At 71.3% G+C, this 13,465-nt stretch carries 9 protein-coding genes; 4 read left to right on the forward strand and 5 right to left on the reverse strand.

What is annotated here, in order from left to right; translation table 11 throughout:
* Positions 1-70: 70 nt before the first annotated feature.
* From SNA_RS21865 to SNA_RS21875, 3 genes are read right to left on the reverse strand one after another with little or no spacing between them, the layout of a single operon-like run.
* Entirely contained in the window at positions 71-553 is a 483-nt protein-coding gene (locus tag SNA_RS21865; RefSeq protein ID WP_030065218.1) for a poly-gamma-glutamate biosynthesis protein PgsC/CapC, read from the reverse strand.
* Positions 550-1,962: a poly-gamma-glutamate synthase PgsB gene (pgsB, locus tag SNA_RS21870; protein ID WP_078970089.1), complete on the reverse strand. Its 1,413-nt coding sequence runs from the start codon at positions 1,960-1,962 to the stop codon at positions 550-552. Before pgsB ends, SNA_RS21865 begins: the two co-directional genes overlap by 4 nt.
* Before the next feature lie 13 nt (positions 1,963-1,975).
* Positions 1,976-4,447: a HAMP domain-containing protein gene (locus tag SNA_RS21875; protein WP_063894097.1), complete on the reverse strand. Its 2,472-nt coding sequence runs from the start codon at positions 4,445-4,447 to the stop codon at positions 1,976-1,978.
* Between the two features lie 464 nt (positions 4,448-4,911).
* Between SNA_RS21875 and SNA_RS21880 the strand changes: the two genes are divergently transcribed.
* From SNA_RS21880 to SNA_RS21890, 3 genes are all read left to right on the forward strand, one after another.
* Positions 4,912-6,195: an alpha/beta hydrolase family protein gene (locus SNA_RS21880; RefSeq protein ID WP_030065208.1), complete on the forward strand. Its 1,284-nt coding sequence runs from the start codon at positions 4,912-4,914 to the stop codon at positions 6,193-6,195.
* Between the two features lie 363 nt (positions 6,196-6,558).
* Positions 6,559-8,079 (forward strand): hypothetical protein, encoded by a 1,521-nt coding sequence (locus tag SNA_RS21885; RefSeq protein ID WP_241779775.1) that lies wholly within the window; start codon positions 6,559-6,561, stop codon positions 8,077-8,079.
* A gap of 257 nt (positions 8,080-8,336) precedes the next feature.
* Positions 8,337-10,079 carry a PKD domain-containing protein gene (locus SNA_RS21890; RefSeq protein ID WP_241779776.1) on the forward strand — a complete coding sequence of 581 codons (1,743 nt, stop codon included), beginning with the start codon at positions 8,337-8,339 and terminating at the stop codon, positions 10,077-10,079.
* 69 nt (positions 10,080-10,148) lie between these two features.
* Here the strand turns inward: SNA_RS21890 and SNA_RS21895 are convergent, their stop codons facing one another.
* Positions 10,149-11,075: a LysR family transcriptional regulator gene (locus tag SNA_RS21895; protein WP_030065203.1), complete on the reverse strand. Its 927-nt coding sequence runs from the start codon at positions 11,073-11,075 to the stop codon at positions 10,149-10,151.
* A 134-nt stretch (positions 11,076-11,209) separates the two neighbouring features.
* Here SNA_RS21895 and SNA_RS21900 point away from each other — a divergent pair, with 134 nt between their 5' ends.
* On the forward strand, positions 11,210-12,454 hold the full coding sequence (locus tag SNA_RS21900; RefSeq protein WP_030065201.1) for an MFS transporter: 1,245 nt from the start codon (positions 11,210-11,212) through the stop codon (positions 12,452-12,454).
* Here SNA_RS21900 and SNA_RS21905 read toward each other — a convergent pair.
* Complete coding sequence (locus SNA_RS21905) at positions 12,447-13,202, reverse strand: dienelactone hydrolase family protein (RefSeq protein ID WP_030065199.1); 756 nt, start codon at positions 13,200-13,202, stop codon at positions 12,447-12,449. The two genes, SNA_RS21900 and SNA_RS21905, sit on opposite strands and share 8 nt — an antisense overlap.
* Positions 13,203-13,465: the final 263 nt, after the last annotated feature.

Consider the following 13,465-nt stretch of genomic DNA (forward strand, 5'->3'; position numbering starts at 1 on the left):
CTCGGTCGGCTGCGGGCGGTGCGGCTCGGTCAGCGTATGTCCCGCTCGGTCAGGGGACGGTGCGGCTCGGTCAGCCGGTGGGCAGCGCCCCCATCAGGAGCCCGGCCACGAGCACCACATAGGTGCCGAGGGTGACCGCGGTGGTGGAGATCGCGGTGGCCGCCCATGGCTGGCGTATCAGCTGGTAGGCGATCAGGCCGGGGACGATGAAGCCCAGAGTCTGGGCGGTGTAGAGGAGCGGGAACTCGTGCTGGAGCGCGAGCACGACCGTCGTCTGGAGCACCACGGCACACAGCACCACGGCGGCGAACAGCCGCTTCCCGTAGAGGATCACCTGACGCTGAAGGACCTTGGTCGCGAGGAAGGTGAGCGCCGTGACGCCGATCATCATTCCGGCCCGGCCCACGTCGGTGACGAGGGTCAGCGCCAGCCAGCCGGGGGTGATCATGCCACCGGGAGAGAGATTGGTGGTCAGATAGCACACCAGCGAGAAGACCAGGCCGAGGGCGATCCCCAGCGCGGCTGTCTCCGGGGTGACGGTGACGGGGATCATGACGGCTTCCTTGTCGGGTCGTGCGGGGCGCGCAATTCGTACGTGTCGTGCGAGTCGTAGTGGTCGTGCCGGTCATGCCGGTCGTGGCGGTCGTGCCGGTCTTGGTGGCCGGCGGATGCGGCGCCGGGGGGGTGCGGGCGGTCGGGCTCCGGGCCGTTCAGCGGGGCCACCCAGCCGTACGGCTCCGGCTCGGGCGGATGCGCGACGGCGAGCGGTTCGTCGGTCTCGTCCGCGGGCAGTTCGCCGAGGCGCTCCAGGAAGAGTTCGCCCTGGCCGTGGATGTTGCCGATGGCCACCAGCGAGGAGTCCGGGCCCAGTTCGGCGAGGACCGCGTGGGTCAGCTCGGCCGCGTCGCGCCGGTCGCCGCCCAGGTCCACCACGCGCCCGGAGGACCAGGTCGGTGGGATGCCGTCGCGGGCGCTCTTGGTGGGGTGGCCGATCAGCAGGACCGTCTCCGGGTCCAGGTCGGGGACGATCGCGCCCATCTGCCCGTTGCGTTCCACCCGGTCCGGGCGGCAGTTGATGATGACGTTGAGCGGGCGGCGGATCGCGCCCAGGTCCTCCAGCTGACGGATGTTCATCACCGTCGACTCGGGGTCGTTGGCGGCGAAGACATTGGCGAAGCGCAGCCGCTTGCCGTCCGGTGTGCGGTAGCGCTCGACGGAGAGCACACCGGGGTCCGGCGGGGCGTCCCACATACCGCGCAGTGCGGTGTGCCGGTCCACGCCGAGCAGTTCCGCCACCGCCAGCGCGATGGCGACGTTCTCCTTGAAGGTGAACCAGCTGAACCCGCGCAGCTCCTCGTCGGTGACCGTCTCCGGATCGACCGCTATCAGCCGGCAACTCCGCTTGTCCGCCTCCTCCTGGAGGATGCCCAGCCGGTCCCGCTCGGCGGTGACGCAGATCCCGCCGACCGGCATCGACCGGCACAGCGAGCGGGCCACATCGTCCAGCGTGGGCCCCATCTCCTCGAGGTGGTCCTCGCGGACGTTGCACAGCACGCCGATGGTGGAATGGATCAGCTTCTCCTGGTTGACCTCCTGAAGTGCCGGCATCACCGCCATGCACTCGATCACCAGGGCGTCCGGCCGGTAGGCCGCCGCGCGCCGGACGATGCCGATCTGTTCCACGACATTGGCGATGCCGAATTTGCGGTACACCGGCTCCTCGGTGGCATCCGGGTGGATGAACCGGGCCGCGGTGCCGGTGGTCTTGGCGACGGTGGTCAGACCGCCGCCGCGCAGCGCCCCCGCGCACAGCCGGGTGATGGAACTCTTTCCGCGGATGCCGTTGACCAGCACCCGGGTGGGGATCTGCGCCAGCGCCGCGTAGTGGCGTCGCTGTTCCAGCACACCGGCCACCAGGAGCACCGTGCAACTCAGCAGCAGCACAACATAGAGGAAAAGCACGTCAGTTGATCCTTTACGGCCGCGGCGCACTTTCGCGCCGGGACGGCTGGGCATGGGCAGTGGCGAGGTCGGCTCCACCACCAGGGTCGTGATCACCACCGAGGTCGCGATGATCACTTCGGTCGCGATCACCACTACGGCCGCGATCACCGCCACGGTCTCGATCACCACCACGGTCGCGATCCGCGAGCGCCTGGCGGAGCAGTTCCAGGCTGCGGGTGACCGAGCCGCACTCGTCGTGGTGGACCGGGTACAGCACGGTGCGACGGTCGCCGCCGGCCAGCCGTTCCGCGTACCCCGCCAGGGAACGCAGCGGTCTGACCACCACGATGTGCAGCCAGCCCAGACAGGCGACGCCCGCGGTCAGGGCGAGCAGCCCGGCCAGCATCGTGCGCGACTGGACCTGATACGCCGTCAGCTTGAGGGCCGCGGCGGGCTCCGCCGAGACCACCCGCCAGCCGAGCGGGGCGGCGGGCCCCGTCTGCGCCAGCGGCGCGGCGGCCGCGACCGACGGTCCGGCACCCGGCGTGGTCTCCGCATGCACGACGGCCGACGCCGGGCTGCCCGCACTGCCGGGCGCCGCCTCGGTCTTGGCCGCCAGCCGGGTGAAGCCCTGGCTGGGCAGCGGCTGGAACGCCTGGAAGCCGACGCTGGCCGCGAGGACCCGTTGCCGGTGGTCGGTGAGCCAGACGCTGCCGAGCCCCGGCCGCGAGAGCAGGCTGTTCAGCGCGTCCACATCGATCTCGGCGAAGACGACGGCCGGGGGGCGCCCGCCCGCGCCGCCCTTGGCGTCCTTGGCCGGCGGGATCTGGGCGTAGGCGGCGATCGACGGGATCCGGCCCGAGGTGTTGACCTGGGTGATGCCGCTGCCGGTCGGCGCATGGACGCGGGTGCGCAGCGGCTCGTTGCCCACCCGCGTCACGATGGCGCCGGTGCGGTCCACCGCGTACACCGAGCGGTACTTGGGATGGGCGGCGAGCGCGCGCCGCAGCGTGTCCGCCGCCCGCTCGGGCGACTGCCCGGAGACGGCCGAGGCGACCCCCGTGAGGTCGGTGTAGCTCTGGTCCAGGATCGACCGCACCCGGTCGGCCGCGGCCTCGGTACGTGCCTGCTGGTCGGCTATGGCAGCGGCCGGTACGGCCTTGCCGGCTTCGACACGGTTGACCATGAAGAGCAACGGCACCCCCCAGATCGCGATCAGCAGCACGCAGGCGAGCACCACGGACCGGACATCGGGCCGTCGGCCCACCGACGGCGCGGGCTCCGGTCCCGCCTCACCGAGCAGTTGGCGGCGTATCGACTCCAGTGCCCGGCCGACCCTGCCCAGCTCGCCGAAGGCCGGGACGGGCACCGGCCGCGCCAACTCCTCCCGCGCCTCGGGACACTCCGCGGCGGCCCCCTTTGCCAACCGCGCGGCGGACAGATGGAGCCGCAGCAGCGGACGCTGCAGGATGCTCCCCAGTCCCACCGTGACCAGCGCGGCGATCACCAGCAACGCGCCGGCGCCCAGGAGGGCGAACCGGAGGTGGTCGGGCCTGTCCTTGGCCGGAGGCACGTCCCGGAACGTGAGGAGCGTCAGCCCCAGGTCGGAGGTCTCGTCCTTGCCGTCCGCCGCGGCGACCGACGCCCAGCCCGCGACCCTGCGCAATCCGCCGTGAGCGTCGCCGAGCGTGCTTCCGGCGGCGCCGGCGGCGTGCGGAACGGAGTCCGCCGCGCTCACCGCGGCGCGCAGAGCGCCGTCACCGGCGTCAGCCGCAAGGGCCTGACCGTCGGTGGCGGTCCCGGCGAGCACCTTTCCGCTCCCGTCGACCAGTTGGCCGGTGCGCCCGTCCCCGTGCACCGGAGGGGTGGGGAGCTTTTCGGACACGACCAGCAGCAGTTCGCGCGCGCCGGGTCCCTTCCCGGCCAGATCCCCCGGCTGGTCGGCGTTCTCGTCCTTGTTGCGCCCCGGAACGGGTACGGTCACCCGGGCGAAGAACAGCAGCCGGGCCTCAGGGGTCCCCTCGGTGACCAGCCGGGGCATGATGTCGTCGGCACCGGACCGCGCCAGGTCGGTCACGTCCACCCCGGCCAGCGGCACCGCTTCGCCGCTGACCGCCAGCCGCTTGCCGGTGCCGGGGACGAGCAGCGCGCCGCCCCGTACGGACTGTCCGGACAGCCCGGGGTGCCCGTCCTGCCGGGGCTTTCGGGACTTGGGGGCGGAAAGCCGGTCCGGGAGGAAGGTCTTCAGTATCTGTGCCGCGGTGCTGTCGGCGGCGGGCGTGCCCGCGGCTGCGGAACGGCGCAGCGCCGCGGCTCTGGCGTTGACGGAGGCGGCGACCGAAGCGGCGCTGTCGGCGGCGATCTGACGTTCCCCGTCGCTCACGGCCTGGGGCACGTCCTCTTCATGGACGGTGCCGAGACCGAGCGCGAAGAACGCGGCAACGGCCAGCAGCGCGCAGAGCAGTGCGGCTATCGGGGGGCGAACGCCTCCGAGTAGGGGCATATCGGCGCGGCGTCGGGTGCGGTGTCGACGGGGCGCGCGGGCTACCTGGCGCAGGGCAGCGTCCTCTCGGCACAGGGGGATCTATGTAGCAACTCGCAGTATGCGTCAGTATTATCACGAGATCATCACAACATTGTTCGCACCTCGGTCCCGTTTGCGAGCACGGAGTATCCCCCGCGGCCATTTCAGGCTGCACGGAGGCCCGGCAAACGTTTACGGGGCCCGACAAACGTTTTTCGGCCCCTTTCGCAGGGCGGGCTCAGCCGGTCGGCACAGCCGGTCGGGGCACAGCCGGGAAGGGCCCGGACGCGGGGGACGTCGGGGCGTCGGCCTCGCGACTCACCCACGCCTCCCGGGTGCACTCTCCGTGCAACAGGGCATTGCAGCGCACCGGCCGAACACCGCTACGATGAGCGGCCATTCGGCCGTCCACGTTTGCGATCGCCATCAGGGAGAGGGCTGCCATGAAGCACGCACGGAGAAAACCCCGCAGCCGGATGCGCGACCGGGTCGCCAGTACCACAGGAGCGCTTGCCGTCATCCTGGGCGCCGGGATCGGGACGGCCAACGCCGCCGGGAAGGCCGCCGCGGCGCCCGCGGCCAAGGAGGCCAAGGAGGTCCCCCAGGACGCGGCGAACGCGGCAGACGCGGCGGACGCCCCGGGTGCGGTGACGCTGCCCGCCCCGAGCGGGCATTACCAGGTCGGGATGACCAACCTCCACCTGCTCGATACGAAACGCACCGACCCCTGGCTGCCCGACGGCCGGCCGCGCGAGCTGATGGTCTCGCTCTGGTACCCGGCCACCCACACGGCCGGCCACCCCGCCGCTCCGTACCTGGAGCCCGCCGCCGCCGCGCACTACCTGGCCTCCCGGGGGCTGCCGCCCAACGCGGTCACCCTGCCCACCACCGCCGGTCACACCGGTGCCCCGGTGGACGGCAAGGCCGGGAAGCTGCCGGTCGTGCTGTACTCGACCGGGCGGGGCTCGGACCGCGCGACGGGCACCGCGCTCGCCCAGGACCTGGCCAGCCGCGGCTACCTGGTCGTCACCCTCGACGACACCCACGATGACGGCGAAGTGCAGTTCCCCGGCGGCCGGCTGGAAGTGGCCACGATGCCGCCGGGCATCCCTGCGTCCCGCATCATCTCCGTCCGGGCCGCGGACACCCGCTTCGTCGTCGACCAACTGGGCGCCATCGCCCGTGGCCACAACCCGGACGTGGAGCACGCACCGCTTCCCCAAGGACTGTCCCATGCGGTGGACATGGACCGAATAGGGATGTTCGGTGCCTCGCTCGGCGGTGCGGTGGTGCCGGAGGCCATGCACGTGGACCCCAGGATCCACGCCGGCGCGAACCTGGACGGCCAGTTCTTCGGCCCCGCGAAAACCCGCGACCTCAAGCGCCCCTTCCTGCTGTTCAGCTCCCAGCACCACAATCGCAACGACGATTCGAGCTGGTCGACCTTCTGGCAGCATCTGCACGGCGAGCGATTCGATCTGAAGCTGCAAGGCGCCGAGCACCTGTCCTTCATGGACTACGAGGAACTCCTGCCCCAGATGGCCGGCCCGCTCGGATACTCCTCCGCCCAGCTCGTCCAGATGCTCGGCACGATCGCCCCCGACCGCGCCATCGAGATCCAACGCACCTATCTCGCGGCCTTCTTCGACAAGGAACTGCGCGGCCATCACAGCGACCTCCTGAATGGCCCTTCGCGCCACTATCCGGAGATCAAGTTCGTACGGTGAGCCGGGCCGATCCGAGCTGGTCCGAGCGAGCTGAGCCGAGCACCAAAAGCCCGAACGGGCCGCCTCCGCCTGCCCGTTGACCGGTGATGGACGCCTCGCCTTACTCCATCACCGGGGGCTGATATCCGCCGGGGGACGGCGCTTGCTGCGCACAAGCCGTACGGCCTCGGCGGATGTGAGCCAGATCATCCGCTTACGACGGATGAATCCGCTCATTGTTCCTGATGTCCATGACACGATCTTGCGGATCATTACCTGCCGGTTCGGCAACCGCCGGGCACCGACTTACGTCGGTCTCCCCCGGCCTACCCCCACCTCACCTCTCCAGGACCAACCTTGCGCAGATCCACCAGGATTGCTCCTTTGCTGGCCCTCACCGCCGCGTCCCTGCTCGTCGCCGGATGCTCGGCGACGCAGTCCGGCGCGCCCGACAAGGATTCGGCGGTCACCGACGGCGCCCCGGCTTCGCCGCAGCTGACCGTCCGGGGCGCCGACGACGGTAACGGCGGCGACGCCCCGAGCGCCGTGGCCCGGCCGGGCGGCGGCCACGCGGGACGACTTGCCACGAAGTCCGCACTCAAGGTCGCCTCCTTCGACCGGAACAGCGGACGGGCCGTCATCACCACCGCGGCCGTCCGGCCGTCGCCGGGCAAGCCGAGTGCATCGTCAGGTGCCCCGTCAGGCTCCCCGTCGAGTACCCCGTCAGGTGCCCCGACGAATCCGCCGTCGTCCGGCAGCCCGTCCGCCGCGGCCTCGGCCTCGGCATCGCCGTCCCCGACATCCTCGGCATCGCCGTCCGCCGCCCCGTCGAAGGGCGGGGCCTCACCCAAGGCGGACGTGGCCGCCGGCGACATCATCGCCAGCGCCCCCGCACCGGGCGCGCCCCAGGGCGTCCTGGCCAAGGTCACCAAGGTCGTCGCCACGACCGATCGAGGCACCGAGGTCACCACCGCCCCGGCCACGCTCGACGCACTGCTCGGCGGTTCCACGGCGCACGGCGCGGTGCCCGTCGATCCGGCCTCCGTCAAGGTCGAGCCGCTCGCCCCCAAGGTCAAGGTCTCCTGGGCCAGGACCGGCGGCCTCCACTTCGGCCCCAAGGGCGCCCAACTGCCCCTCGGCCGCCTGCGCCTGGACGTCGGCGCCTCGCTGCCCACGCCCTCCGGTGGGCCCGTCTCGGCCAAGGCGTCGGCCACCGGCTACGTCCAGCTCGCCCCCGAGGTCGACTTCTCGTACGAGGGCGGCCGGGGCGGCGGTGTCGGCGGCGCCTCGCTGACGCTGTCCGGCAGATGGTCCTCGCAGTGGGAGTTCAAGGGCCGGGCGGCCGCCTCCACCGAGGCCGAGCCGCTGCGGGTGCCCTTCGCCAAGCTGCACGCCGACCCCGTCATCCAGGTCGGGCCGGTGCCGGTCGTGGTCAACCTCGACCTCACCTGCTACCTCCAGGTCGACGCCGACGGCAAGGCCAGCGTGGACGTCAAGCAGGACCTCAAGGGCGACTTCACCGTTGGCGGCACCTACCGGCACGCCAAGGGCTGGGCCCCGGTCGCCAAGGCCACCATGCACGGCACACCGGTACGGGCCACCGCGGCCGCCGCCGGCAAGGTCAAGGCCGCCCTCGGCACCGAAGCCAGCCTCGGCCTCTACGGCAGCGTCGGCGTGACCGCCGATGTCGCCCCCTACCTGCGCGCCGAAGTCGCCGGCACCGCCTCCGCCGCCACGGACGGCACCGCCTCCGCCACCGGCAGCTGGGCCGCCTTCGGCGGTGTCGACCTCTCGGGTGCACTCCGTGCCCACCTCGACATCTTCGGCACGCCGATCTTCGACCGGCGGATCCCCCTGGGCCCGCTGAACCGTGAGTGGAAACTGGCCGCCGGGAAACGTCCGTAACTGCGGGTAAGTGATCAGTTTCACTCGGTATGCGACCTCGCTCGCGGTCCCTACCGGCTCCCTGGCTGCCATGATCCCTACCGATGCGGACGCAGTTGACTCCGCACGGAACACGGACACACGGACACACGGACCGAAATGGCAGCGAAGACAGGGGTGTTGGCGTGAAATTAGCGTGGTCGCGAGGGGTTGTGCCGAGGCGGGCGGGCACCGGCCGGGGATCCGTCCCGGGCGGGCCGGGGGTGGCGCTTCGCTCGTTGGCAGCGAGGCGTTTCGCGGCGGTCGGCGCGGCCGCCGTGCTCCTCGGCCAGCTCCTCCTCGGCGGGCACCCCGCCGAGGCACAGCCCCTCGCCCTGCCGGGGTCGGCGTTCCCCCTCGTCCTCGACGTCGACATGACGCCGAATCCGGTGTGCAGCGGACCGGTACACGGCCGGGTGGAGATCTACGACCCCGGCGCGGCGAAGGCCAAGGACACCGTGGAGTGGCGCGTACGCGCCGGTGAGAAGCAACTGGCCGGCGGGCGCGTCACCATGGCCGCCAACGTCGCCACGGCGAAGTTCACCATCCCCTACGACCGGGTGCCCGCCGCCGAGACCGCCTTGCAGGTCGACGCCCGCATCGCCGCCTCGTCCGACGGGGATGAGCCCGGCCACTACGGCAAGGTCTGGCGGGACACGATACGCCGGGGGTGCCACCCGGTGCGGGTGGCATCCGTCGGTGACTCCGTGGTCTGGGGGCAGGGCCTGGACCACGACCAGAAGTTCCCCGATCTGACGGCCCAGTTGCTCGGCCGTGCGACCGGCCGGGGCTTTCAGCACCTGGACTACTCGATCTCCGGCGCGGTGCTCGATGCGCCCCATCTCCCCGCGGGCAACAAGGACGCGAACTGTCTGCGCACGACGGAGAAGCAGGACCCGGACGGCGACGGAGAGATGGAGTTCGGCGAGGTCACCCAGCAAATGCCGGATGTGTTCTGCCAATTGGAAAAGGCGGGCGCGCAGGCACGGGCGGGCGGCTACGGTCTCGATCTGGTCGTGATCAACGGGTGCATCAACGACCTCGATCCGTTCTTCGGCATCGGCGTCGGCATCACCCCCGGCTCGGAAGACCTGCCCAAGGCCGTGAAGCGCGAGTGCTCCGGCATCGGCGCGGCAGCCAAGAACCCGGCCAAGGACGTGCCCTACTTCAGCGGCGCCAAGGTCGGATACGGCGGACGCGGGATGCAGGCGGCGATCGAGAAGGCCCACTCCCTGCCGGGGCGGCCGAAGGTGATCGTGGCCGACTTCTACTACGCGCTCAGCCGCAGCAGCTCTCCGGTCCCGGTCAGGACGTGCTCGACCCCGGGGGTCGCCGGAGCACGGCTGGCCTCCTGCAAGGCCGCCCTCGGTAGCGTGGCCGAGCGCTACGAGCAGTACACACAGCTGGCCAATGCCGCCTACCACCAGGCCGCGGCCGCCGCCGACAAGGCGTCCGCGGACGGTCCCTACGCGGTCGCGGCCGACGGACTGTTCACCGTGGACAACGCCCTTCTCTCCCGGGACTCCAAGGTCTGGAACACCCCGGTCACCGACCCGGCGTTCCCGCTGCGCACGCGGGCCTGCCCGGAACTCAGCTCGACTCCGTTGCAGTGTCTGTCCGCGGCCGTCGGTCACCCCGACATCGAGGGTGCCCGGCAGTACGCCGACGCTTTCCTCCTCAACCCGAAGGTCCGCGACTGGTTCCGCCTCCCCCGGCAGGGGCCCCGGGCGCAGCTGAACGTCCCGGAGCACACGCACGTCGGCAGTGAGGTGCGGATGTCGGTGACGGTCCACGGAAAGCCGCCCGCCGCCGGGTACCGCTACCACTGGTACTTCGGCGACGGTACGCAGCAGGAGACCGGCGGGGCGGCCGTCACCCATGCCTACGACCGTAACGGCCCCTGGCTGCCACGGGTCGTGATGACCGGTCGGGACGGAGGCAAGGTCCTGGTCGAGGCCGCCCAGGACCTCACCGCCGACTGACGCTCCGACGACCGAGGGGCGGCTCGCAGGCGCTTGGGCCGCGGGCCGCCCCTCGGCGTGTCCTGACCACTACGCCCATGTCGGCGTCCAGATCTCACCGGCGGTGTGATCGCGCCGCCCGGAGCGGAAGTGGTCGCGGAGCGCGGCGAGCGCCGGGTGGGCGTTGTCGTGGTGCCATACCAGTGAGTGCGGATAGACCGGTGTCGGGTCCCGCACGGCGATGCGCCGCAGGCCGTGGTCGGCGGGCCAGACGAGCCTGGTCTGCTCGCCGACGAAGGTCGCCAGTGAACGGGAGTCGGCGATGGTGTCGAGCAGGGGCTCGGTGCCGAAGTCGGGACCGGTGATCTCGATGGTGAGCGCGAACGCGGCGGCGAGGGCGTCGTAGTAGGCGCCCCACTCGGTGCCGGGAACGAGGCCGGGCATCCAGATCCGGTGCCCGAAGAGGTCCGCGGGCGTCACCGCACGGGCGGCGGCGAGCTCGTGTTGCGGTCCGGTGAGCAGCTGGATCGGCTCGTCGCGGACCCGGGCGGCCACGATGTCGTCGGGGAGCTGCCGACCGGGCATGGTGACGGCGCGGAAGGATGCGTCGATCGTGCCGGACCGGATGGCGTTGACGGCCGCGTCGGCGTCGAAGAGGGTGACGACATCGAGCTCGATCTCGGGGTGCACGCGGTGGAAGTCGCGCAGCAGGCCGGCCGGGGCGAGGCGTCGGCCGATCACGTCGACGCGCAGCGCGCGGTGGCCGGGACGCACCGAGGCGAGGGCCCGCTCTTCGGCCCGTAGGAGATCGCGGGCGTGCGGCAGGAACGCCTGTCCGTCGATGGTGAGCTTCGCTCCCCGCGGGGTGCGGGTGAACAGCCGCACCCCGATGGTCTTCTCCAGCGTGGCGACGCGTTTGGAGACGGCCTGCTGGGTGATCGACAGGTCGGCGGCGGCGTCCTGGAACCGCCCGGCGTCCGCGGCGGCCACGAAGGTGCGCACAGCATCCAGATCCACGCCGGCCAGAGTATCTGCACAACGCCTGGTTGTGGTTTCCTGGCCGATCGGTTGTTTGAGCTCGCCATCCGCCAACCGCTTTGATGCCGGTGGTCAGCTTGTGGTTGTTCGGATCGGCGTGAGGTGCGGTGGGTATGACGCGTAGGCGGGGGCTGGGCAGGCAGTTCGGGTGGTTGTGGGCGGCGTTCGCGGTCAGCTCGTACGGCACAGGGTTCGGGTTCGGTGCGCTTCCGCTGATCGCGGTCCTGGTGCTGCACTCCGGGCCGGCCCAGGTGGCGGCGCTGGCCGCCGCGGGACGGGCAGTGGGAGCCCTGGTGGCGGTGCCGCTCGGTCCGTGGGTGGAGTTCCGGCGTAAGCGGCCGGTGATGGTGGCGATGGATCTGATCCGGTTCGCGGCGTTGCTGAGCGTTCCCGCCGCGTTCGCGCTCGGCCGGCTCGGCTTCGCCCAGCTCCTCCTCGTCTCCGTGGCCACCGCCGCGGCCGATATCGCCTTCAAGGCGGCCGGCGGTGCGTATCTCAAGGCGCTCGTGGCGCCGCAGGACCTGCTGATCGCGAACAGCCGGTTCGAGTCCACGACGTGGACCGCGACGGTGGTCGGACCGCCGCTCGGCGGGGCGGCGATCGGGCTGTTCGGCCCGGTGACGACCGTGCTGGCCGATGCGGTCAGCTACCTGCTCTCGGCGCTGGGCATCCGCGCCATCGGCGGTACGGAACCGCGCCCGGCGCGGACCGGTGCACCGCGGCTGCGAGCAGGCGATCTGCTCACAGGATGGCGCCACATCCTCACCCATCCCACGCTGCGTCCGCTGTTCTTCAACTCGATCGTGGTCAACGGCCTGATCATGGCCACCGAGCCGCTGCTCGCCGTACTCCTGCTGGGCCGCCTCGGGTTCACACCCTGGCAGTACGGTCTCGCGTTCGCGGCCCCGTGCGTCGGTGGTCTCATCGGCTCACGCCTCGCGCGCCCGCTCGTGGCGCGGTTCGGGCAGCACAAGGTGCTGCTCACCGCTGGGGCGCTGCGTGCGTGCTGGTCCGTCGGATTGGCGTTCGTCGGGCCCGGTGTCCCCGGGATCGTCCTCATCATCGCCGTCCAACTCGGCCTGGTGACCAGCTGCGGCCTGTTCGCCCCGGTGCTGGCCACCTACCGGCTCGACCACACCGGCGCCGACCGGGTCGCCCGTACCCTGTCCGCGTGGTCGGTCAGCAGCAGCGCCGCCATCGCGGCCCTGACCGCCGTATGGGGTCTGCTGGCCACCCTCACCGGCCCGCGCACCGCGATCGCCGCCGCCGGAGTGCTGCTCCTGGCCACCCCGCTGCTGCTCCCGCGCCGCGAGAACGCACCCCAAAAGGCGCGGGAACAGGCGGCGAGCCTCACATGACGGCCCGGCCGAGGTGCCGGACGAAGAACCGGAGCGCGCTGTCGGCCTCGAACCTGGGCAGCTCCTTGTGCCTGCCCGGGTTGACGTGCAACGTCTTCTCCTTCGAGGCGAAGGCGTCGAACAGCGCGAGACCGGCCTCGCGCGGGATGTGCTCGTCGTCCCACTGCATGACGAACTCCACCGGGACGGTGATCTGCCGCGCCGTCCCGGCCAGGGCGTCGGGCCAGTGGAGACCGAGGACCGCGGCGGTGATCCGGGGATCGGACGCCACGAACGGCACCCCCGTCGCGGTGCCCATGTTCAGGCCGAAGTAGCCGACCGGCCCTTCGGCGCCGATCTCCGGCAGTTCCTGGAGGGCGTCCAGGGTCGCCCGCCACTCGGGTACGGCGCGCTCCGCCAGGTGCGCGTTGTAGCGGACGACGATCGGTCCTTCCGGCTCGCCCGCCGCCCTGGCCCGGAGCATCGCGTCGACCTCCTGCTCGTCGTACGCCGTACGCGGCCGGTCGCCGTGACCGGGTGCGTCGATACAGGCGACATGGAAACCACCATGGGTCACGAGGAGGCGTGCCCGGCCCGTCATCGCCGGCCATCTCTTGTGCGTGCCGCCGCCGTGGCCCATCAGCACCAGGGGCGCGCGATCGGCACCGGATGCGGGCGACCAGAGCACGCCGGGGATCTCACCGACAGTGAAATCGCGTTCGATGACACCGTTTGACGATGTCTCCACAGTGAAATGCAAAGAATTCATTGGCTGTTGCCTTTCGGGAGTGCCTTGTTGTTGAGGCGCTCCCGGCAGCGACAGCTACGTCAATCGCCCGACCGTGACGGCGAAGGGGAGCACCCACACAGATACAGCGTTCACGGGTCTCACCTCCTGGCGCGATGTCACGATCAGCTGCAAGCTACCAGCCCGAATGTCGTCCCGCCGAATCCTTATTCGCCACCGTTTTCCCCGCCCCTCCCCACCCGGACAACCGCACCCAAGTCGGCGTGAATTCAAGCCCGTTCGCG

Origin of the sequence: Streptomyces natalensis ATCC 27448 (genome assembly GCF_000935125.1) — a bacterium.
Taxonomy (GTDB): Bacteria; Actinomycetota; Actinomycetes; order Streptomycetales; family Streptomycetaceae; genus Streptomyces; species Streptomyces natalensis.

What these genes read in the sequence shown, in the direction of transcription:
- SNA_RS21865 (WP_030065218.1), bottom strand. Translation starts at nt 553, where the DNA reads ATGATCCCCGTCACCGTCACCCCGGAGACAGCCGCGCTGGGGATCGCC.
- SNA_RS21900 (WP_030065201.1), top strand. Translation starts at nt 11,210, where the DNA reads ATGACGCGTAGGCGGGGGCTGGGCAGGCAGTTCGGGTGGTTGTGGGCG.
- SNA_RS21880 (WP_030065208.1), top strand. Translation starts at nt 4,912, where the DNA reads ATGAAGCACGCACGGAGAAAACCCCGCAGCCGGATGCGCGACCGGGTC.
- SNA_RS21905 (WP_030065199.1), bottom strand. Translation starts at nt 13,202, where the DNA reads ATGAATTCTTTGCATTTCACTGTGGAGACATCGTCAAACGGTGTCATC.
- SNA_RS21875 (WP_063894097.1), bottom strand. Translation starts at nt 4,447, where the DNA reads ATGCCCCTACTCGGAGGCGTTCGCCCCCCGATAGCCGCACTGCTCTGC.